Below are 23,305 nucleotides of genomic sequence, written 5' to 3' on the forward strand. Positions count from 1 at the left end.
GAGAGGGCCAGGGTGAGGGAAACCACGCACAATTCCCTTGCACCCGCACTTATTTTTGATAATGATATTTATTCTCAACTATCAAGTGATGGACAACCTGATGCGTTTCCCCGCTCTTTCTCTGCTACTTAGCCTGTTTTTCATTTGCACCCATGTACATGCCGACGCCGCCTGGCCGCGCACTCTCGCCACACCTAAAGGCCCGTTCACTCTCCAACAGCCGCCGCAGCGTATTGTCTCTACCAGCGTGACGTTGAGTGGCACTTTGCTGGCGATTAACGCGCCGCTGGTGGGATCCGGGGCTACCAGTCGCAGCAGCAGCGTGTCGGATGCGCAGGGTTTTTTCACGCAATGGAGCGCAGTGGCAAAAGCGCGACAGGTTAAGCCGCTCTATATCTCGCAGCCGAATGCCGAAGCGATTGCCGCCGAAGCGCCAGATTTGATCGTGATGGCTGCCACCGGCGGCGATTCGGCGCTACGCTTGTACGATCAGCTGCAAACCATCGCTCCGGTGTTAGTGATCGACTACGGCGACAAGAGCTGGCAGGCATTGACCTTGCAGCTGGGCGAGATTACCGGCCATGAAGCCGATGCTAAAAAGGTGATTGCAGCGTTCGACCAACGGGTAGACGCGGTGCGTCACAAGATCACGCTGCCGCCGCAGCCGACCTCTGCGCTGGTCTATTACGAAGATGGACGCGGAATGAACTTGTGGACGCCAGCATCGGCGCAGGGCGAGCTGTTGCAGGATTTGGGCTTCACGCTGGCCGCGCCGCCCGCCAGTTTTCAGGGCAGCACCAGCATGGGCAAGCGCAATGACATTATTCAGCTGAACGGCGAAAACATGGCCGATGGTATTACCGGCAACACGCTGTTACTGTTCGCCGCCGATGAAAAAACCGTGCCGCAGGTGGCGAAGAATCCGTTCCTCGCCCATCTGCCTGCAGTACAGCAGCACGACATCTTTGCCGTAGGTAACGACACCTTCCGCCTCGATTACTACAGCGCCAGCAATATGCTCAGCAGCATCGAGCGGCAGTTTAGCCGTTAAGCATCGGCGGTGGCGGGTTGTGGCGCGTCCGGTTGTTCACCGAGGCGCGCCGAGCGCAGACCGCGCGCCGCCAGCGACAGCAGCACCAGCAATCCCGCCGCCAATCCGCCAAACCACAGTACGCTGCTCAGCGGTGCCAGCGCGCGAGCCAGCGCACCTAAACCTAATGCACCAACGGAATCGCCGGTGACATCCTGCGCGGTACCGAGGCTGTTGACGCGTCCCAGCAGCGCATCCGGCGTGTGATGCTGCGTCAGCATAAACTGCAACAGCGAGGCGATGGCGTTGCTGTAGCCGTAACACACCAGCGCCAGCAGCGCGGGCAGAAGATGGCTAAAAAGGCCGAGCGAGGCGATGCAGGCAAACGCCAGCAGCGCACAGCCAATCAGCACGAATCCCGGACGCGCCAACTGCCGCACCCAGCCGCTGGTAAAGGCACCGATCATCGCGCCCAGCGGCACCGCCGAGTACATCAATCCTAATGCGGACGCATCGGCGTGATAGGTCAGCGCCAGCGCCGGGAACAGAATACGCACCGCGCCAACCATGCTGAGCAGCAAGCCAACCAGCACTACCGCGCCAACCACTTTATGCTGGCAGACAAACTGCATGCCGCTTGCCAGCGCACGCAGCGGATGCTCCGGTTCCTGCTGTTCGGGCTTCATCGACGGTAAACGCACCAGCGGAATCAGCGTCGCCAGCGTGCCCATCGCGGCGACCGCAAAGGCCCAGCCGACACCTGCCGCGACGATGATCATACCGCCGAGCGCGGGTGACAAAATCGCGCCGAGGCGCACCGTTAGCATGCTGAGCGCACCGGCTTCTGCCAGATGTTCACGTCCAACGATTAATGGGATCACCGCCATCAGCGCAGTCATGCCGAGCGCGCCAAAGAAGCCATCCCAAAAGGCGAGGAAGTAGAGCGCCAGTAACGACGGCGCTGGGCTGAAGGCGTTGAGGCTGAGCAGCACAAAGCCGATGCCGCAGGTGCCGCGTGCGAACAGGATTAGCTTGCGGCGATCGTAGCGATCGGCCAGCACGCCGCCGAGCAGCAGGCCGATAAACATGCCGATGCCGTCGAGCATGACCGCCACGCCGACCTGCAGCGTGGATCCGGTCATCGCCTGAATTTGCACCGGCACGCCAACCGCCAGCATGCCAAGGGCGAATACCGAGAGCATGCGCGCGCAGAATATCGCGCGGAACGATGCGTTGTTTTTGAGCAAACTGAAATCTAAGAATATCGAGGGCTTAGCCATGATTCTCCAGTGTATGTGAACGAGGTCGCCATAAATGGCGACCCTACAAAAAGGTATCTAACCTCAACCCGCCAACAAACGATTAATCAACGGTCCCAACACCTTCAACGAATCCGCCGAAAGAATATCGGCGTGCTCGCAATCCAGCGGGAAAATGGTTAATTCATCAACGAACGGTGCCCAACTGGCGCGCACATCCATATCCGGCGGCAGCGTTTTTTCCGCCATAAACAGCGTGGCGTTGCCGGCATAACGCGGGGTGCGCGCTTCGGCGAGGCGCGCCACGGCGTCTTTGTAGTTGGCGACGATGGTGCTAAACATCGCCGCCTTCTCTTCACGCAGCAGCGGATCGCGCTCATCCTCGGTCGCAGCCATAAATTCAGCCTGCTCTCGCGCCACTTCCTGTTCCGCCTCATCGGCATCTGGCGTGCGCCAGTCCTGACCTTCTGCCGGATAGGTATCCAACAGGCCAAGGAATGCCACCGTTTCACCCTGCGCCTGCAAACGTGCCGCGATGCCTTGCGCCAGCGTGCCGCCGAGTGAATAGCCGAGCAGGAAATAAGGGCCGCTCGGCTGCTGCTGGCGAATCGCCTGCAGATGGTGATCGCACATCGCTTCCACGCTGTGACACGCGGCAATCACGCCATGTGGACGCGGCGATTGCAGGCCGACAATCGGGAAGTCGCCGTCGAGATAATGCAGCAGGGCGCTGTACTGCCAGGCGAAGCCGGATGCCGGATGGATGCAGAACAGCGTCGGGCCGTGACCAGCGCGCAGCGGCAGCAGTTCGCCGTTACCACCGCTTTCACTGTTGGCACCGCCGTCGAGCAGCGCCGCCAGTTTCTCCACGCTGCGCGCGGCGATGATCTGCCCGACGCTGAGCGGCGGCACCTCGCGACGACGCAGTTCCGCCGCCAGACGCATTGCCAGCAGCGAATGACCACCGAGCGCGAAGAAATCATCGTCGGCAAATACGCTGTCGCAACCGAGCAGCTGCTGGAACAGATCCGCCAGCAGACGCTCGTTGGCGCTGTGCGGCAGGCGACCGCTGCGCGCGCTGAGCTGCGGCATCGGCAGCGCTTTACGATCCAGCTTGCCGTTGGCGCTGAGTGGCAGATGGTCGAGCAGCAGATAGCTGACCGGCTGCATATGCGCCGGCAGACGTTCACCCAGCTGCTGCTTCACCGTTTCGATATCCAGCGCTGCGCCCGCTTCGGCCACCAGCCAGCCGAGCAGCTGACGGTTATCGACGCCCGGCGTGGCGTGCTGCGTCAGCGTACGCGCCGCGACCACTGCCTGTGCTACGCCCGGCAGCGCCACTAACGCCTGTTCGATTTCACCTGGCTCGATACGCTGTCCGCGCATCTTCAGCTGATCGTCGCTGCGGCCGAGATACTCCACCGCACCGTCAGCGCGCCAGCTGGCGATATCACCGGTGCGATACATGCGCTCGCCTTCGGCAAACGGCGCGGCGACAAAGCGCTGTGACGTGAGGTCGGCGCGATGCAAATAGCCATCGGCCAGCTGCACGCCGCTGAGATAGAGATCGCCTGGCACGCCAACTGGCACCGGACGCAGCAGGCTATCGAGAATATGCAGCTGCGTGTTCCACACTGGACGGCCAATCGGCACGCCCGGCCCGTTGAGGCCGTCCAGCGCGCTGCCGCTGGCCGGTTGCCAGGTGACATCGACGGCGGCTTCGGTTGGGCCATACAGATTGTGCAGCGGCGCGGCGATAACCGCCTCATAGCTGCGCGCCAAATCGCACGCCAACGCTTCACCGCTGCAGAATACGCGGCGCAGCGTCGGGCAAGCCCGATCGGTTTGCGCGGCGAGATGGCCGACAAAGGCCGCCAGCATCGACGGCACGAAGTGCATGGTGGTCACACGATAATCGTCGATCAGCTGCCACAGCGCCTGCGGATCGCGATGCGCTTCCGGCGGTGCCATCATCAGCTGCGCGCCGGTCATCAGCGGCCAGAAGAATTCCCACACCGAAACATCAAAGCTGCACGGCGTCTTCTGCAACACAACGTCGTCAGCGCGCAGCGGATAGCTGGCCTGCATCCAGCGCAGGCGGTTGACGATGGCGCGTTGATTCACCACCACGCCTTTCGGTTTGCCGGTTGAGCCGGAGGTATAAAGCACGTAAGCCGGGCGACTGGCATCCGCCTGCGGCAAAGCGTGGCGCGGCTGAATGTGTTCAGCGGCTAAGCCATCAAACATCATCAGCGTGCCAAACGCAGCGAAGCGGGTTTCCAGCGCGGATTCGGTGATCAACACCCAAGGCCGCGCATCTTCTACCATGTAAGCCAGACGTTCATCGGGATAACCGATATCCAGCGGCAAGTACGCCGCGCCCGCCTGCAGGATGGCAGTGAGCGCAATGCTGAGACGCACCGAGCGCGGCAGCGCCACGGCAACGATATCGCCCGGCATCACGCCCGCTTCAATCAGGCGATCCGCCAGCAGCATGGCCTGACGCTGCATTTCGCCGTAGCGCAGACGATGCTCCATATCCATTAGCGCCAGCGCGTCTGGCGTGCGGGCTGCCTGCTGAGCAATCGCCTGTTGCAGGGTTTCATTTTCCAACTGCACGCCGGTGTTGTTGACCCAGGCGAGCAGCGATTGCTCGGCCAGCGTTTGCAACTTCCACTGCGTCAGCGGCAGATCCGGCGTGCTGACCAGCTGTTGCAGTAGCAATTGCAGCCGCTCGGCCAGACGTTCCGGCTCGCTGACGCAGTCGCGATACTCCATCAGCAACGTCAGCTGTTCGCCCGGCAGCACCAGCAGCGTCAGCGGATAGTGCGTGTAACCACGATTGTGAATCGCTTCGCAGCGTACGGCGGCGTTGGCATCCAGCAGCATTTGGTTGTCCGGATAGTTCTCCACCACCAGCAAGGTATCGAACAGCGTACCCACGCCGACCAGCTGCTGGATCTCGGCGAGACCGAGGCAATCCTGCTCAATCAGCTGGATTTGCTGCGCCTGATGATCGGCGAGCTGTGCCAGCAAAGGACGTTGATGATCGAAGCGCAGGCGCACCGGCAACGTGTTGCTGAACAGGCCAACGTGCTGATCGATGCCGTCAATCTGGCCAAAACGGCCAGAAACCGGCGCACCAAACACCACGTCTTGCTGGCCGCTGGCGACCGACAACATTAAGCCCCACAATCCCTGCATCACGGTGTTCAGGGTTAAGCCGCGCGTCCGGCACAGCGCGTAGAGCTCCCGCTCCAGCGTGACATCCAGCGTAATGCGCTTTTCGTTGACCGCGCTGTCGGCGGCCTGCGGATAGAGCAGCGTCGGACGCACCTCTTGCAGGCATTCCTGCCACTGCTGCCGCGCTTCATCGCTGTCGCGCTGGCTGAGCTGACGCACAATGTCGGCGTAGCTGCTGCTGTGTGCGGGCAAGGTTTGCTGACGCAGTGCGCTGAGCAGATCGTTGAGGATCACTGGCGTTGACCAGCCGTCCACCACCAGATGATGCGCGTTGAGCAGCAGCGTCCAGCGCATGCCATCGCGATGGGCGATCAGCGTGGCGTGCAGCATGATCGGCTGGCTAAACAGATCCTGCGCCAGCGCCTGATGTTCCAGCGCCACAATGTCATCGTCGTCGGCTAGCTGATGCAGTGTTAGCGGCCAGTGCAATTGCGTTTCAGGTATCAGCTGTAGCGGCTGCAGGCTGAGTTCAGCGTCGAAGCGCGCCGCCAGCTGTGGATGGCGCTGTAACACCGCGTCGAGCGCGGTTTGTACCGCTGCGGGGCTGATATCGCCGCTGATTGTCAGGCGGGTTAACGAGTTATAGCTGCCTTGCTGCGCGGTGGTTTGCGCGTGGAACAGCAGACCTTTCTGCAAGGGCAACAGCGGCAGCACATGGCTGAACGTGCCGTGACGCGCAAGCAGTTGTTGCAGCAGCGCATCATCAACGCCTTCCAGCGCCACCTCGGCGGCCACCAGCGTATTGGCGGCGTGCTGCGGCTGCTGTTGTGCTAGCGTGATCAGCGCCTGCGCGGCAGCGGCCATTGCCTGATGTAAATCGGCAATCGCCTCGGCGTTGAGTACGCCTTCCGCCCAGCTCCAGTTCAGCGCCAGCTGCGCCGCGTTTGGCTGCTCCTCAACGAAAACGTTGAGTTCCAGCGCGTGCTGCAGCGGCAGCGCCTGATCCTGCAACACCGCAAAGGTGTCGCGGAACTGCCGCGCGGTGCGCTGTGGCGACCAGTCACCGCTGCGCTGCGTGAAGCGTCCAAGGTAGTTAAACAGCACCTGCGGCGCGTGTTGTGCTGCCAGTTTTTCCATCGTCACGCCGCGATGCGCATCAAGCCAGCGCAGCTGACCGTAGCCAATACCGCGATCCGGCACCGCACGCAGCACCGCTTTCACTGCGCGTACGCACTCATTGAGCGGCGCGTGGGGATTTTCGGGTAACGGCAGCAGCAGCGGGAATTCCGCCGTCAGCCAGCCGACGGTGCGCGCCAGATCCTGCTGTGCATGCAGTTCGGCACGACCATGCGACTCCAGCGTGACGCGCTGCTGTGCGCTGCCGTTGAGTTGGCGCAATGCCATCGTCAGCAGCGTCAGCAGCAGCTCTTCGCTGGTGGCGCGATAGTGTTGCGGCAGCGTGTTGAGTAGCGCGTGGGTAGTCGAGGCATCCAGCAGCGTGCGTTGATGCTGGTGGCGATTGCTGGGCTTAATTGGTCGTTCACCGACAAGTGGCAGCGGTTCTGCCAGCATCTGTTGCCAGAACGGTAATTCCGAGGCGCGCGCCGAGAGATTTGCCAGCAGCGCCGCTGACCAGTCATGTAGCGAGGTTTCCTCGGAGGGGATCACCAGCGGCGTGTTATTGATCAGCGCGTCACCGGCCTGTTGCAGCTCATCCAGCAATACGCGCCACGATACGCCATCAACAATCAGGTGATGCAGCGTCAGCACCAAACCACAGCTGATACCGTCTTGCTGAAGCAGCGTGGCGCGAAGCAGCGCGCCGTTTGCCGGATCGAGCGCCTCCGCATCTTCGCTAAACGCCTGTTCCGCTGCGCGGTCGCGATCCTGCACCTCAAGCACACGCACGCGGGCAGGGCGCGACGCCAGCGCTTCGCCAACAAATAGCTGATCGCCGCGCGTGAAGGCGTTGAGCGCCGGATGCGCCTGCGCCAGCTGATCGATCAACTGTTCCAGCTGTGCGAGTTGCAACTGCGGCGGCACCGACAGCAGCACGCCGTGCGCAAAGCGCGCATTGATGCCCGCCTGGGCGTTGAACCAGTGCAGAATCGGCAAGCCGCCAATCGCGCCCTGTTGCGCTACGCGCACGCCAGTGTGGTGCTGCGCCAGCGGCTGCAAATCCCGCGCCATGCGTGCGGCGGTGCGTTCGGCAAAGATTTCGCGTGGACGCAGCAGATAACCGGCGCGACGTGCGGCGGTGCTGAGCCCCATCGCTGAGATGCTGTCGCCGCCGAGTGCGAAGAAATCATCTTCTGCACCAACGCTCTCCAGCCCCAGCAGGCTGGCAATCGCGTGGCAAATCAGCTGCTCCTGCGGCGTGCTGGCGGCGCGACTCTGGCTCTGCTGCGCCTGTTGTGGCTTCGGCAGCGCCTGGCGATCAATCTTGCCGTTAACGTTGAGTGGCAATTCGTCCATCACCATCAATACCGCAGGCACCATGTAATCCGGCAGCTGCGTGGCCAGTTGCGCCAGCAAACGGGCGCTGAGATCGGCATCGGCGCGCAACGCGTCATCCTGCACCGAGCAGTAACCAATCAGGCGATGCGTGGCACCTATCACTTCGGCGATCACCACGGCGGTGCTGACTTCCGGCAGCGCCACCAGCGCGTTTTCCACTTCACCGAGTTCAACGCGGAAGCCGCGCACTTTAATCTGGTGATCGGTACGGCCAATAAACGCCAGCTGACCATCCTGCCGCCAGCGCATCAGGTCGCCGCTGCGGTACATCACATCGCCGTCGCGGAAGGGGTTGGCGACGAAGCGTCCGCTGGTGAGATCGGGACGGCGCAGATAACCGCGCGCGATGCCGGTTCCGGCGATATACAGCTCGCCAGCGCAGCCAATCGGAACCTGACGCAGCTGGTTATCCAGCAGATAGACGTCGCTGTTGCCCACCGGACGACCAATTATCGGCTGCGGTGACGCCATGACGCTGGCGCCCAGCGTATCGATGGTGTATTCCGACGGGCCATAATAGTTGTGGATCTCCATCTGCTGCTGTTGCTGCATCAGCTTCCACAGCGTTGGCGTGGCGGCTTCCCCGCCAATCATCACGAAGGAGGGACGATGGTTATCGGCTTCCAGCAGACCGCTGTCGATCATCTGCGAGAAGAACGACGGGGTGATATCCAGCAAGTCAACCGGCACCGCGTTCATCTGCTGAATCAGCCCCCACGCATCGCGGCGCAGCTCTTCGTCGAAGATATTCAGCTCGCAGCCCATCAGCATGCAGAACAGCGGTTCCCATGAAGAATCGAACGAGAAGGAGGCGGTGTGACCGGCGCGCATGCGGCGCGGGCTGTTGGCAGTGAAGCGCGCAATCGCCGGGCCGAACAAATGCTCGCGGTGCGACAGGTACAGATTGAGCAAACCTTGATGGGTGCTCATCACGCCTTTCGGGCGGCCGGTCGAACCTGAGGTGTAAATCATGTAGGCCAGATCGTCGCCGCACAGTTGGGTATCAGGTCGTGCGGTGGAATAATCGCTCAATACAAGCTGGTCAATGCGCAGATGCGGCAACTCAGGCATTTGCGCCAGCGTGCTGGAGTGCGTCAGCAGCAGCTTAGGCTGCGCGTCATCACACATCAGCGCCAGGCGTTCGCGTGGATAATCGAGATCGAGCGGCATATAGGCCGCGCCGCTCGCCAGCACGCCGAATATCGCCACCAGAGAATCCACTGAACGTGGAATACCAATCGCCACTACGTCGTCCGCTTGTAAACCGCGTGCGATCAGCAGGTGCGCCAGTTGCATCGCGCGATCGGCGAGCTGGCGATAGCTGAGGCTGCGCTCGGCGCACACCACCGCAGTTTGCGCGCCGTATTGCTCCGCAGCTTGCAACAGGATATCGACGATGGTGCAGGTATCGGCAGGCGGCACGATGGTGGGGCCGGTCGACCAGCGTTGCAGATCGATCTGCTCCTGCGGCGCCAGCAATGACAGCGCGCCCAGGCTCATGTTGGCATCCGCCGCGAACTGCGTGAGCAGATGGCTGATACGCTCGGCGTGACGTTGTAGCGTTTGCGCATCGTAGCGGCGCGGGTTAGCCACCAGTGTGAGCTGTAATACGCCATCGCGGAAGCCGACTTCAAACTCCAGATCGTCTACCGGGCCCATCGCCAGCGTGTGGGTTGGGGCAGCATGGCCGTCGAATTGCAGATCGTCGTGGTAAACCTTGACGTTAATCACCGGGCCATACAGCGTCTGGCTGCTGCCGACCAGGCCGAGATCGCGGCGCAGCTGTTCTGCTTCATAGCGCTGATGACGGCGCGCTTTGCGGATTTCGCCTTGCACCTGCTGCACCAGCATCGGCAACGTCATCTCATCGCTAACGGTGAAAATCAGCGGCAACACGTTGACCACCGGGCCGAGCGTGGAAATCGCCGCCGAACCCATGCGGCGCATAAACGGGAAGCCAATCGACAAACGTTGGCTGTTGCTGAAGCGGGCCAGATAAGCCACCAACAGCGCGCTGACGATATCGCCTTCGCTACTGTCGGCCAGTTGTTGTTGCTGACGCAGCGTGGCCAGTTGCGGCAGCGTGACCTGACAGCTGATCGGACGATCGCCATGATCGCTCACATTTTCGCTGGACAGCGTCAGCGTCTCTGGCAGATCCGCTGCGTAGCTTTGCCAGTGGCTAGCGGAGCGCGCATATGCAGGTGAATCCTGCCACTGCTGAATCTCTTCAATCACCGTGGTGAACGGGGTAAACGGCGAGGGCGCGGGCGTTGCTCCGGCGCAAAGGGCGGCATAGATCGCCGCGACGCGTTGGGTCAGCGCTTCAAAACTGAAACCATCCACCAGCAAATGGTGATAGCGCTGATACCACAGCCAGCTGCCGTCGCCGATGCGCATCAGCGCGTGACGATAAAGCGGTTTGTCGCCGTCGGCGGGCAGCTCGGCGGCGAGATCGGCCTGCATTAGTTTGTGCGCCTGGCTGCTCGCATCGGCACGCTGGCTGAAATCGTGCCATTCCGGCGCGACCGGCGCTTGCGCATCAAACCACTGCGCCGGATTGCCATTATCGTCAAGGCCGAAGCGCGCCTGCACAGTATCGGCTTCCGCCATCGCTTGCTGAATGGCGCTGTCCAGCGCCGCCCGATTGATGTTGCCGTGCAGCACGCTGTAGTGCGCCACGGTAAATTGGTTGCGCGGCTGCGCAATGCTGTCAGCGATCCAGATGCCGGGCTGCGCCGCGACTAAAGGATAGGCCGCTGAAGGGGCCGGATTAAACGTTGCCAAAGGACAATTCCTGTCGAGAAAAACGATTAAAAAAAGAGAAAGTTAAAAAATTAATGCGCGGTAGACGACGTCTGTTGCGTCGCTGGCCGCATGTCGTGCCAGTTTGCTTCGATAAACTCAATGGCGGCGCTGCGCGTCAGCGGTCCCGCCACGTTGTGCCAGCCTGCCGGAACCGGAGCAAAAGCCGGCCACAGGCTGTATTGCTGACGCGCGTTGAGCAGCACCAGAAAATCGAGCGTGTCGTTATCAAACGGATTCTGTTGTTCAGACATGGTTATTACCTTCAGAAGGTGAGGTTGTAGGGAGAAAATCGGCCAGCAGCCAGCGGCAGCCGTCGATCAGACCGCCGCGCCAGCACAACGCATCGTGCCCTCCGGCGAAGCGGCGAAAATGTAATTCATGGCCTGCGGCTTGCAGCGCCGGGACGATCTGCTGGTTGACGTACACCATGTCTGCCTCGCGATCGCCCACTTCCTGGAAAATCTTCAGCTTGCCCGGCGGTAAATCGCCCTGTTGCAGCCGTTCCAGTATCAAACCCGGCGCGTGCTGCTCGCGGTTGGCGTAGTCGCGGATGTATTGCAGATGCGGCCACCAGAAGGAGCCGGATTGCGTGAGAATGCGGCCAAAACGCTGCGGCCAGTGCAAACCCGCATACAACGCGGCAAGTCCGCCATAGCTTTGTCCGGCCACCAGCGTGCGATCGGCGTCGCCGCTGAACGCTGCGTGCTGGCGTGCCAGCGGTAACAGTTCCTGCTGCACCGCCTGCCAGAAGGTTTCATTGCACGGCAATTCGGCTTCGCGATGCTGGCTATCGATGACATCGATAAACAGCCAACAGGCGGGCGGAAGTTCGCCATCGGCGGTGACCTGATCCAGCGCGCTGAAAATCGGTTGGCCGTACACCCAGTTTTGTCCGTCGAGTAGGATCGCCAGCGGACGCTGTTCGGGCTGAGTTGTTGTGCCGGTGCTGTAGAGCCAGACGTTACGCGTGACGTTGAGCAACGTGCTGTGCCACTGCAGGGTTTGCAGCGTATCTGGCCAGGTTTCCGCCATGCCGGCATCCAGCGCGCGCCAGGCGGATTGATCCGGCGCATCCGGCATGTGCGCATTGCTTAAGGCAAAACGGCGGCTGCTGAGAAACGGCGGCGTGGGATTGAATTTGTCGGGGATCGCCAGCGGCATCAGCGAGATCCACCACTTGCGCTGTAGCGCGCGACAGGCGGCATCGTCGCCACAAAACTGCGGCGGCAACTGCTGTGCGGTGGCGGGAATCAGGCTGTAACTGCCGCGCCAATCAGATTCAATGGCGGTCAACCAATGCCAGACGTTGCTGTCGCCCACGCGAACCAGACTTTCTGGCGCTTCGCTGTGGTGATCGGTGACGCCGTTAATATCGACGTAAACCCGTTCGGTGGAAGAAACTGCGGAATGTCCTTCGGGATCGCGCCAGAAGAAGTGCATGGTCGTTTGGCCATTTTCGTCACGCTCAACCAGCGGCGTACCGACCGCATAAAGCCGCTGCCACCAGCCTTCGCTACCCAAATCCGCCTGCTGCAACCATTGCGCAACTGTCCCGGCGGGCAACCACGTCTGCGTCGTTTTTTCTGCGCTTGTTAGAAACATCCTGCAACCCATCTCCACATTTTGTTCACTGTCTTTACTTAACCAAAGCTAATGCAAATGCTATTGATAACGATTTACATTTGCAATATGATTTTTCGCGCCTAATAAACCTTCGGATTATCAGTGGATTATTTTGTGAAGGACGTCACGCAGGGAGATTAGGACCGTAAATAACGCAAGCGAGTAATATTTCAATCCGTTACAGCCATTGTCGTTGGGCGAGGGCGACTGAACGGATTATTTCATCTACAAGGCAGTTTGAAATAGAGATGGCAACTATGTCCGTTAAAGCAAGAAATTCAGCAATACCTGCTGTGGCACGTCAATTCAGACTTAATCCTCTGTACCTTTCTCTGGCCTCAATTCTGTTGGTGGCACCGGCTGCCTTCAGCGTGGCCGCCGAAGAGACCCTTACCGTAAACGCCGACACGCGTGAAAGCGTGACCTCGCCGCTGCAAGGTTATGTGGCGAAAGAGAGCGCGGCGGGCACCAAAACGTCCACGCCTCTGCGCAAAACCCCGCAATCCATTTCGGTGATTACCCGTGAGCAGATGGACGATCAAGCCGCGGCTTCTGTTGCCGATGCGTTGAGCTACAGCAGCGGCGTGCTGACCAACTATCGCGGTAACTCCAACCGAAACGATGAGATCATCGCGCGCGGTTTCCGCTATGCGCCGAAATTCCTCGATGGCCTGAGCTACGGTTTATCCGGCCAGGCGGGCGCAGCGGGGCAGATCGATCCTTGGTTGCTGGAGCGCGTAGAGATGATCCACGGCCCAGCATCTGTGCTGTATGGCCAGGTGAATCCAGGCGGCATTGTGGCGATGACCAGCAAGCGCCCAACCGCGCAGAGCATTCACAAAGTACAGCTCAGCACCGGCAACCAGCATTTGGGTGAAGCGGCGTTTGATTTCGGCGGCAAGCTGAATGATGACAACACGCTGTTCTACCGCCTGAACGGTATCGCCAGCACCAAACATGAGTTCGTGAAGGACAATAAACAGCAGCGTATGGCGATTGCGCCAGCGATGACCTGGCTGCCAAACGCGGATACCAGCTTTACGCTGCTGACCATGTACCAGAACGAGCCGAAAGCGGGTTATCGTAACTTCCTGCCGGCCAGCGGTACGTTGAAAGAGAGCAGCGCGGGTTACATTCCTTACGATTTCAACGTCAGCGATCCGAGCTTCAACGAAGCCAAACGCGAACAGACCTCGATCGGCTATATCTTCGAGCACAATCTCAACGACAACCTGAGCTTCACGCAGAATCTGCGCTACAGCAACATGGACGAATCGTACAAATATCTGGTGTATACCTTTGATGCGGATAACGATCACTCAATCAACCGTCGTCCGCAGCATGACAAGATCAAGTCGAAAGAGTTGGGCCTGGATAACCAGCTGAAAGCCACTTTTGAAACCGGCAACATCGCGCACACCGTGCTCGGCGGGCTCGATTACAAGTGGAGCGACGTGGATAACAAACTGTGGCTCGACAGAGGCGATCAATACATTCTCGATTGGGCCAATCCAACGCGTATCAGCATCAACGAGAGTGATTTGACGTTGACTACCAGCACGCGCAAGAAGCTCGATCAGGTGGGCGTGTATTTGCAGGATCAGCTGGAGTGGAATCAGTGGAACCTGCTGCTCTCCGGACGTCACGACTGGAGCGAAGTGCGCACTCAGGATCGCACCGATAACAGCCAAACCCAGCAGAATGACAACAAGTTCACCGGCCGTGCAGGTCTGCTGTATGCCTTCGATAACGGCATTTCACCGTACGTCAGCTACAGCACCTCGTTCGAGCCCAACCTCAACAGCGGCGCGCCAGGCACCGATCCGTTCAAACCGACTACCGGCGAACAGACCGAAGTGGGCGTGAAGTATCAGCCGGTCGGTTGGGATGCGGTGTTCACCGTGTCGGCATTTGATATCACGCAAAAAAACATCACGGCGTATAACAGCGTGACCGGCTACAACGAACAGATTGGTAAAGTGCGTTCGAAGGGTATCGAAACCGAAGCGCATGCGCAGATTACGCCGGAGATCAAACTGTTAGCGGCTTATACCTATACGGATGCGGTGACCAAAGAGAGCAGCATTACGGAGCGTATCGGTCATTCACCATCGAGCATTCCGCGTCATGCGGCGTCGGCGTGGGGCAGCTACACCTTCCTCGATGGCGTGCTGAGCGGCTTTACGCTGGGCAGCGGCGTGCGTTACACCGGCACCGCGCCAGCGGACGAAATTGGCGTCGACAAAGTCCCGCATTACACCTTGTATGATGCGATGGCCAAGTATGAGCTGGGCGAAGCGGCGAATTCGCTGCGCGGCACCACGCTGCAACTGAACGTCAACAATATCGCGGATAAGCATTACGTAGCGTCATGCAGTAACGAAAGCGCCTGCTTCTACGGCAGCGGTCGCACCATCGTAGCGTCCGTCAGCTACAGCTGGTAATTCCCACTGGCGGCCTCTCTGGCCGCCATTTCTTTCGCATTCCGTGCGGCTCGCTTGCCACTAAGACACTTCTTAGCCGGTTTTCGGAAAATACTGTATTTGTGTGACTGTCATCACTCTGCAAGGCGCGTTAAAATGAACGCTTCTCATTTAGCAGGGGTTTTTCGTCACGATGTTATCGCGCTTCACATTAGCCACTTTGATGGCAACAATCATGCTTACCGGCTGCGCCCGCCTTGCCGCCGTAACAGGTACATCACATGACAGCACTGCGACTGCGGATGCGTCCGCCGCTCAGCCTGCAACCGGCGCGCCAATCGACAACAACGATTCGCCTTCACCGTTCGAAACCGGCCCAACGGTAATCAACATTTCGCATGTGGTGACGCGTACCGATGACGGTTCTACTATTTATGTGACGGTAGATGGCCAGGATGCAGGTCTGCTGAAGAAGGGTGAGAAGAGAGAAATTCGCGTTTCGCCTGGTAAACACCAGATTGGAGGTTACGTGCAGACGCTGTTTGGTTTTGGCAAAGTGACCATCGCCTCTGTGGATGTCACCACCGATCCCAAAAGCCCGAAAAACGTGGTCTATTCTGTGACGCGCCAGAAGCCCGCGTTCAGCGAAACCGACGCCACGCCGCCAAATAATTCGTGATGTTTGGGTGCGTAAATATGCGCACCAGCAAGGTTTTGTAGGGTCGCCATTCATGGCGACCTCTAAACATCAACTCCGGCTAAACACCAACTTCAATCCGGCAACTGTAAAGCAACAAGCCAGCAGCGCATCCAGCCCACGACGGATGCGGCGATAAAATGTCGCCATCACCGCAGTGGAAAACAACACCGCATAACCGCCAAACACCAGCACGCAAATCGCCGCGCAGCCTGCAATAATCATCGGCAAGGTTGATGCCGCTGCACCCGGTTTTAACGCCACCGACATAATCGCCACCCACGTCAAAATCGCTTTAGGATTGCCGACGTGCATCAACATGCCCTGACGAAACATTTTGCCGAAGTGCGCTTTTTCGCTGCCCGGCGCGAATTCGCTGGCATCTGGCTTACGCAGCGCCGATTTCCCCGCCTTAAACGCCAGCCACAGCAGATACAATCCGCCGCCAATCTTCAGCACAATCAGCAGTTGTGCGAAAGTGGCCAGCACGGTGAGCACGCCGCAGGCCGCCAGCAGCGCCCACATCATCGAACCGCCAATCACGCCGCTGGCTAATGCCAGCGCCGCGCCGCGTCCCTGTTTCATCGCCGTACCCATAATCGCCATGTTGCTCGGGCCAGGACTGGCGGTGGCGACGAAATAGGTGGTGTAGATCAGAATCAGTTCATGTGACAGCGCCATAGGTTCCTCTACGATGGCGGAAGGGAACTCACGTTATATCGCCTGAAACTGGATTCTTCCAGAATGGTTTAGCGATTTATCTCTGCTGCACGATTAATTCCCGTGCAACTCCTTCCGTAACAGCACCAACTCGCCCGCCAGGTCGCGGCACAGCATCGCCGTCATCAGATGATCCTGCGCATGCACTAAAATCAGCGTGACCGGCACTTTGCCGCAGCCTTCATCGGCGCCAATCAATGCGGTCTGGATTTTATGCGCCGCTTTGGCGGCCTCATCTGACGCCGCCAACGCCTCATCGGCACCTTGCCAGTCAGCTTTGCGCGCCTGCTGAATCGCCATCATGGCTTGCGATCTTGCCTCACCAGCATTAATCAGCAACTCCATCATCGTTTGTTCAAAATCCATATTCGCCTCACTTATTGGTATGCCAAAATGGTGGTAACGATGCTACCGGAATACCAAAAAGGAGTTACGCGAGCATGATCACAGAAATTAAGCGCGAATATCGCCATTTTGGTATGCCACGAACTATCAAGCTGATGCATAACACCTAAAACCGCTGAGGGTTGACCAATGTCTCTACAGGAACGTCTTATCGATTCGCTGGGTAGCTTTGCCACGCGATTCAATAGCTACCGCTACATCATGGCGATAAAAGCCTCGTTCATCACGCTGATGCCGGTGATCATTGTCGGCGCGTTTTCGGTGCTGATTTCCAACATGGTGCTGGACCCGAAAAATGGACTCGCCAGTTTCTCTGCGCTGTCGTTTCTCGCCGATTTAAAACCGATCACCAGCAGCATTAACTACGCCACGCTGAGTTTTCTGAATATTGGCGCGGTGTTTCTGATTGGTATCGAACTGGGCCGCATCAACGGTATCAAAACGTTGTTTCCCGGCCTGTTGGCGATCATCTGCTTCATCTCGGTGACGCCCACCACGCTGCAAATGCTGGTGGATGGCCAGATGCATGTGGTCACCGATGTGCTGGCGAAACAGTTCTCCGATACCAAAAGTCTGTTCCTCGGCATGTTTATCGCCATTCTGTCGGTAGAGATTTACTGCCGGCTGGAGCAGGTTGAACGGCTAAAAATCAAAATGCCGGATACCGTGCCGCCGAACGTTGCTGCGTCATTTTCCGCGCTGATCCCGTCGATCATCACCGTCTCGCTGGTCGCTACGTTTGGCTTTATCTTCCATCAGATCACCGGCATGTACCTGTACGACGCGGTGTACAAAGTGGTGCAGCAGCCACTGGAATCGGTGGTGCAGAGCTTGTGGGGCATTCTGTTGCTGATGTTTGTTGCCCAGCTTTTTTGGGTGATTGGTATTCACGGCAACCAGATGGTGAAACCGATTCGTGAGCCGCTGCTGCTGGGGGCGATTCTGGTCAACATGAACGCCTTCGAGCAGGGCAAGGAAGCGCCGAACATCATCACCATGCCGTTCTGGGATGTGTACATGAGCATCGGCGGTTCCGGCCTGACGATTGGATTGTTAACCGCGGTGATGATTGCCACCAAACGCAAAGAGATGCGGGAAATCGCCAAGCTGTCGTTTGGACCTGGCTTATTCAACATCAATGAGCCGGTAATTTTTGGTATGCCGATCATGCTGAATCCTATTCTCGCCATTCCTTTCATTATTACGCCGTTAGTCACCGGTTCAATTGGCTATTTCGCCACGGTGATGGGCTTCGCCGGTAAAGCGGTGGTGATGGTTCCCTGGACCACGCCGCCAATTATCAACGCGTGGCTTTCTACCGCCGGTTCGATGGGCGCGGTAGTGACGCAAATTATCTGCATCGTGGTTTCGGTATTGATTTATCTGCCGTTTGTCAAAGTGGCGGCACGTCGCGCCGAAGCGGCGGAAGCAAAAAATCTGCAAGCCGAGCTGGCACAAAATTAAGGAGATTCGATGAGTAAGCACACCATTGCGCTGCCGCAGGGCTTTATCCTCGGCGCGGCGGCATCGGCCTGGCAAACCGAAGGCTGGAGCGGCAAAAAAGCCGGGCAGGATTCCTATCTGGATGCCTGGTACCAGCAGGATCGTCATGTCTGGCACAACGGTTATGGACCGGCGGTGGCGACCGATTTTATCAACCGCTTCCGCGAAGACGTGGCGCTGATGAAAGCGGCAGGGCTGACGCACTATCGCACCTCAATCAACTGGTCTCGTTTTCTCACCGACTATGAAAACGCGGTGGTTGATGAAGGGTACGCGGCCTATTACGACCAGTTGATTGATGAGATGCAACGTCAGGGCATTGAACTGATGTTGTGCCTCGAACATTACGAACTGCCGCTGCAGTTGCTGGAAGAGTACGGCGGCTGGCAATCAAAACATGTGGTGGAGTTGTTTATCCGCTATGTCGAAAAAGTGTTTGCCCGCTACGCCGGAAAAGTGACGCGCTGGTTTGTTTTCAATGAGCCGATTGTGGTGCAGACGCGCGTCTATCTTGATGCGCTGCGCTGGCCGTATGAGCAGAACACGCATAAGTGGATGCAGTGGAATCATCATAAAAATCTCGCCACGGCGAAGGTGGTGAAACTGTTCCGCCAGCAGGGTTATGCTGGCACGGTGGGCACCATTCTTAATCCTGAGGTGACCTATCCGCGCTCGTCGGCGGCGCACGATGTGAAAGCCGCGAAAATCTACGATCTGTTCTACAACCGGGTATTCCTCGACCCGGCGATCAAAGGCGTTTATCCAGCTGAATTGTTGCAGCTGCTGGATAAACATGAAGTGCAGTGGGACGTCACCGAGGAAGAGCTGGCGATCATTGCCGCCAACACCGTCGATGAAGTGGGGCTAAATCTTTACTATCCGCATCGCGTAAAAGCGCCGTCTCGTGCGTGGCATCCGGAGACGCCGTTCCATCCGGCCTTTTACTACGAACATTTTGAGCTGCCGGGCCGCCGCATGAACAGCTCGCGTGGCTGGGAAATTCAACCGCGCATTGTCTTCGACATGGCGCAGCGCATGAAAGAGGAGTATGGCAATCTGCCGTGGTTTGTGGCCGAGAGCGGCATGGGCATCGAAAACGAAGCGCAATTTAAGAATGCACAGGGGGAAATCCAGGACGACTACCGCATCAACTTTATTGCTGAACACCTTTACCAGGCGGTGCGTGCGCGTGAAGCGGGCAGCAACTGTCTGGGCTACATGTTGTGGGCGTTTACCGACAATGTTTCGCCAATGAACGCCTTCAAAAATCGTTACGGACTGATCGAGATCGACCTCGACAACCAGCGGCAGCGGCGCATGAAGAAATCCGCGCACTGGTTCCGTCAGTTGCGTGACACTCAGCAATTGACCCTCAACATTGACGATGAAGCCAAATAAGGACCACCGATGAAACGCATTATTTTGGCCTGCGCAGCAGGCATGTCGACTTCGATGTTAGTTACCCGCATTGAGAAAGAGGCGGTAGCACGCGGTCTTGAATACCAGATCTACGCCATCCCGGAACAGAACCTGCGTGAAGAGTTACAAAATTACGGTCAGGACGTGGTAGTGGTGCTGCTGGGACCGCAGGTGCGCTTTAAGCTTGAGGAGAATAAAAAGCTGACCGACAGCTATCAACTGCCGATTGCGGTGATCGATACCGTGGCTTACGGTACGTTGAATGGTGCAAAGGTACTCGATCAGGCGCTGGCTTTGGTACACTAGCGCCCAGATAGCAGTCAGGTTCCGGCTCGCACAGGACGCGGCCGGGCCGAATGCACCATGATGCAAAAGGGTGAGAGCGTGGAAAAAGCCGAAGCGCCACAAGAGAAAAAGCAGTATCAGGAAATTGGTCAGCATCTGCGTCAGCAAATCCTCGATGGCAATTACCCGGTTGGCTCACGACTGCCGCCAGAGCGCCAGTTGGCGGAAACCTGGGGCGTGAGCCGCACCATTGTGCGTGAAGCGTTGCTGATGCTGGAGCTGGAAGGCACTGTGGATATACGTCAAAGTTCCGGCGTTTACGTGATGCGCATTCCTTCGGAAAGCGAGGATGCGGAAGAGGCGTTTTTCCGCAGCGATGTCGGCCCGTTTGAGATGTTGCAGGCGCGTCAATTGCTGGAGAGCAATATCGCCGCCTTTGCTGCGAAAATGGCCACCAAAGCCGATATCGAAAACCTGCGCCGCACGCTGGAACAGGAGCAGCGCGCCATCGCGCTCAACGACAGCAGCCAGGATAATGACAAGTTATTTCATTTGCTGCTGGCGGGCGCGACGCAAAATCAGATGCTGCTCGATACGGTCACCAGCGTCTGGCGCCACCATGAAGCCAGCCCGCTGTGGCAGCAGCTGCGGCCGCAGTATGAGACCCGCGCCTATCGCCTGAAGTGGCTGGGCGATCATCAAACCATTCTGGCCGCGCTACGACGTCGTGATGTGATGGGTTCCTGGCAGGCGATGTGGCAGCACCTGGAAAACGTCAAGAACACGCTGCTGGAGTTATCCGATGCCGATGCGCCGGACTTTGATGGCTATCTGTTCGAATCGGTACCGATTTTTCAGGGTAAATTGATGTGATGAGGTCGCCATAAATGGCGCCCCTACAAACCCGCTGTCGTAGGGTCGCCATTCATGGCGACCAGGTGCGCATTTATGCGCACCGCCACGGTGCAATGTAACATTGCCCCCAATTATTTAACCGCTGAAAACTGAAGCCTTTATTTATTTTCTTATGGCTCCGCATTAATTACTGCACCAAATTGTGACGCGCATCGCTCTATTTAATCATTAATGCACTTAATTTGTGCCTCTTCTCATAAAACAGATATAAGAAAACACTATATCAGCGTGAAATCCGATTTATTGCAGCATTTAACTGATCCATGTATTAATAATTAAGTTGATATTGTGGTTATTAATCATATGTTTAATTCGCCATCTTCCGTATAAAACCCCCATTTTTTCGTTAATTTAAAACCTCGCACCTGTCATATTCATGTAAAAAAGACGTTGCACACCCAATTTTTAAAATGATAAAAGTTTCTCACTTGATAATACTTTTTCATTTTAAAAGGTGACCAATAATGGCTCTTGAAACGGCTGAAGTGCGTATTTCGACATCCTGGCAGCGCCCGGAAAATAAATGGCTGGCGGCATTTGCCGAATTTCCGGTTGCCAACATTGGCGATGCGATGGAAAGGCTCAATATGTGCGATGGCGGCATTGTTCCGGTCTCCTCCAACACGGCATTTGTCGGCTTTGCCTTTCCGGTTCAGGTCACGGCTGGCGACAACGCGGCGGTGATCCGCGCGCTGGATCACATCCAACCGGGCGACGTGATGATGATTAACGGCCAGGGTCACATCGATCGGGCGCTAGTGGGTGAGCAGCTGACGCAGCGTTTTCAGCATGCCGGTGCGGTGGCACAGGTGATCGACGGCGCAGTTCGCGATCGTAGCGTGATTGAATCCACCGGTTTACCCACGTTCTGTCGCGGCACCACACCGGCGGGTCCATTCAAAAACGGTCCGGGCGTGATTGGTGAACCGGTGGCGATTGGCGGCGTAGTGTGCTGCGCGGGTGACATCGTGGTCGGCGACGATGATGGCGTGATCATCATTCCCTTCTGGCGCGCCGAAGCGGTATTAACGGCGGTACAGGAAGTGGCGCGCCGTGAAGCAGAAATGACGGCAGAAGTGACGCGTCAGTATAAATAAGCCGCTGGCTTAGCGCATTCCGGGGATGTTTTCACCACACTTTCAGGGCAAACCAATGACGAAATCACATGCGGTAACTTTGGATTACGCTTTGCCGAAGGACGGAACAACCAAGAATAACGTCGTCCGCCGCGCCTCGCTGGCGGGCGGCGTCGGATCCTTTGTCGAGTGGTATGACTACGGCATTTACGGCTTATTGGTCAGTTCACTGGTGCTGGTGTTTTCCGCCAGTGACATGAGCACCACCGATTCCGGCCTGATGTTGACCTACCTCGGCTTCACCGTAAGCTTCTTTGTGCGCCCGTTCGGCGGCGTCATTTGCGGCTATCTTGGCGACAAAATGGGCCGTCAGAAGCTGCTGGCGATTCTTTTGCTGATGATCTCGCTGGCGACGGCGGCGATTGGCCTGCTGCCAAGTTACGCCAGCATTGGCTGGGCGGCACCGGCGCTGCTGATTTTGCTGCGCATCGTCCAGGGGTTCTCTGCTGGTGGCGAAGTTTCGGGCGCCGGTTCGTTCGTGGCGGAATATGCCGAAGATCATCGCCGCGCGGTGGTGATGTCGCCGCTGGTGATGGGATCGTTTATCGCGTTGCTGTTCGGCAGCCTGCTGATCAGCGGATTGATCAACGTATTCGGCACGGAGGCGATGACCGCTTGGGTGTGGCGCGTGCCGTTCCTGCTGGCGATTCCAATGGCCTTGATTGGTGTCTACATCCGCACCCGTATTGAGGACACGCCCCATTTTCAGATGGTAAAAGCCAACAAGCGCGTGGTACGCAATCCATTGCGTGAAGTGCTTTCCTCTAAGCGCCATCTGAAAGCGATTGGACTGGCGATCACGCTGCCAGCGGTCAACGGTCCGGGCTATTACATTCTGTTTGTCTACATGCCGACCTACCTGAACAAAGTGATGCACTTTCAGCAGATTCAAAGCCTGATGGTCACCGCCTGCGGGTTGATCACCATTATCGCCACCATTCCGATGATGGCGTGGCTGTCGGATCGTCTGGGACGCAAGCCGCTGCTGGTGGCGTCGGCGATTGCGATGGCGCTGCTGGCGTGGCCCTGTTTCTGGCTGCTGACGCTCGGCATGTTCCCGCTGGCGTGCATGGCGGCCGTTCTGCTGGCGTTTGCCTTCGCCGGACATGCCGGTGTGATTCAGGCGACGCTGGCCGAAATGTTCCCCACCAACGTGCGTTACAGCGCCTACAGCATCGGCTTCAACCTCTCAACGGTGATCTTTGGCGGCTCCGCGCCATTACTGATGACGTGGCTGATTGGCCTGACCGGCATCGCCAGCATTCCCAGCTATATGGTGATTTTCACCGCCGCGTTAACGCTCATCAGCACGCTGTATCTGAAAGAAACCGCCGGTAAGCCACTCGCTGCCGAGTGAACGCCGTAGCAATCTGCCCACATTC

15 protein-coding genes are annotated in these 23,305 nt (G+C 58.1%); 9 read left to right on the forward strand and 6 right to left on the reverse strand.

Annotation, left to right across the window (positions count from 1 at the left end; translation table 11 throughout):
• Positions 1-100: 100 nt before the first annotated feature.
• Entirely contained in the window at positions 101-1,051 is a 951-nt protein-coding gene (gene fepB, locus NQH49_RS20030; protein ID WP_256698517.1) for a Fe2+-enterobactin ABC transporter substrate-binding protein, read from the forward strand.
• On the opposite strand, the gene entS is transcribed toward fepB, so the two are convergent.
• The 4 genes from entS to fes form a co-directional block, all read right to left on the reverse strand.
• The gene (gene entS / locus NQH49_RS20035; protein ID WP_256698518.1) at positions 1,048-2,310 is read right to left on the reverse strand and encodes an enterobactin transporter EntS; all 1,263 of its coding nucleotides are present in this window, start codon (positions 2,308-2,310) and stop codon (positions 1,048-1,050) included. The genes fepB and entS overlap by 4 nt on opposite strands.
• Positions 2,311-2,373: 63 nt before the next feature.
• Positions 2,374-10,776 carry a non-ribosomal peptide synthetase gene (locus NQH49_RS20040; RefSeq protein WP_256698519.1) on the reverse strand — a complete coding sequence of 2,801 codons (8,403 nt, stop codon included), beginning with the start codon at positions 10,774-10,776 and terminating at the stop codon, positions 2,374-2,376.
• Between the two features lie 50 nt (positions 10,777-10,826).
• A complete protein-coding gene (locus NQH49_RS20045; RefSeq protein ID WP_256698520.1) occupies positions 10,827-11,048 on the reverse strand; it encodes an MbtH family protein in 222 nt (73 codons plus the stop codon).
• Complete coding sequence (fes, locus tag NQH49_RS20050; RefSeq protein ID WP_256698521.1) at positions 11,041-12,399, reverse strand: enterochelin esterase; 1,359 nt, start codon at positions 12,397-12,399, stop codon at positions 11,041-11,043. Before fes ends, NQH49_RS20045 begins: the two co-directional genes overlap by 8 nt.
• Before the next feature lie 278 nt (positions 12,400-12,677).
• On the opposite strand from fes, the gene NQH49_RS20055 reads away from it, so the two are divergent.
• Positions 12,678-14,864, forward strand: coding sequence for a TonB-dependent siderophore receptor (locus tag NQH49_RS20055; protein ID WP_256698522.1), 2,187 nt, complete (start codon positions 12,678-12,680; stop codon positions 14,862-14,864).
• Positions 14,865-15,036: 172 nt separating this feature from the next.
• Entirely contained in the window at positions 15,037-15,522 is a 486-nt protein-coding gene (locus tag NQH49_RS20060; protein WP_256698523.1) for a hypothetical protein, read from the forward strand.
• A gap of 69 nt (positions 15,523-15,591) precedes the next feature.
• On the opposite strand, the gene NQH49_RS20065 is transcribed toward NQH49_RS20060, so the two are convergent.
• Both NQH49_RS20065 and NQH49_RS20070 read right to left on the reverse strand, forming a co-directional pair.
• On the reverse strand, positions 15,592-16,221 hold the full coding sequence (locus NQH49_RS20065) for a LysE family translocator (RefSeq protein WP_256698524.1): 630 nt from the start codon (positions 16,219-16,221) through the stop codon (positions 15,592-15,594).
• Between the two features lie 93 nt (positions 16,222-16,314).
• Positions 16,315-16,626, reverse strand: coding sequence for a PTS lactose/cellobiose transporter subunit IIA (locus NQH49_RS20070; protein ID WP_256698525.1), 312 nt, complete (start codon positions 16,624-16,626; stop codon positions 16,315-16,317).
• A 168-nt stretch (positions 16,627-16,794) separates the two neighbouring features.
• Here NQH49_RS20070 and NQH49_RS20075 point away from each other — a divergent pair, with 168 nt between their 5' ends.
• The 6 genes from NQH49_RS20075 (at position 16,795) to NQH49_RS20100 (ending at position 23,280) form a co-directional block, all read left to right on the forward strand.
• Positions 16,795-18,129, forward strand: coding sequence for a PTS sugar transporter subunit IIC (locus NQH49_RS20075; RefSeq protein ID WP_256698526.1), 1,335 nt, complete (start codon positions 16,795-16,797; stop codon positions 18,127-18,129).
• A 9-nt stretch (positions 18,130-18,138) separates the two neighbouring features.
• Positions 18,139-19,566: a glycoside hydrolase family 1 protein gene (locus tag NQH49_RS20080; protein ID WP_256698527.1), complete on the forward strand. Its 1,428-nt coding sequence runs from the start codon at positions 18,139-18,141 to the stop codon at positions 19,564-19,566.
• Between the two features lie 9 nt (positions 19,567-19,575).
• Positions 19,576-19,893: a PTS sugar transporter subunit IIB gene (locus NQH49_RS20085; RefSeq protein ID WP_008110135.1), complete on the forward strand. Its 318-nt coding sequence runs from the start codon at positions 19,576-19,578 to the stop codon at positions 19,891-19,893.
• A 78-nt stretch (positions 19,894-19,971) separates the two neighbouring features.
• The gene (locus NQH49_RS20090; RefSeq protein WP_061719402.1) at positions 19,972-20,745 is read left to right on the forward strand and encodes an FCD domain-containing protein; all 774 of its coding nucleotides are present in this window, start codon (positions 19,972-19,974) and stop codon (positions 20,743-20,745) included.
• 506 nt (positions 20,746-21,251) lie between these two features.
• On the forward strand, positions 21,252-21,884 hold the full coding sequence (locus tag NQH49_RS20095) for an RraA family protein (RefSeq protein WP_256698528.1): 633 nt from the start codon (positions 21,252-21,254) through the stop codon (positions 21,882-21,884).
• A 55-nt stretch (positions 21,885-21,939) separates the two neighbouring features.
• Positions 21,940-23,280, forward strand: a complete 1,341-nt coding sequence (locus NQH49_RS20100; RefSeq protein ID WP_256698529.1) for an MFS transporter — start codon at positions 21,940-21,942, stop codon at positions 23,278-23,280.
• Positions 23,281-23,305: the final 25 nt, after the last annotated feature.

It is taken from the genome of Pantoea trifolii (genome assembly GCF_024506435.1).
GTDB lineage: Bacteria > Pseudomonadota > Gammaproteobacteria > Enterobacterales > Enterobacteriaceae > Pantoea > Pantoea trifolii.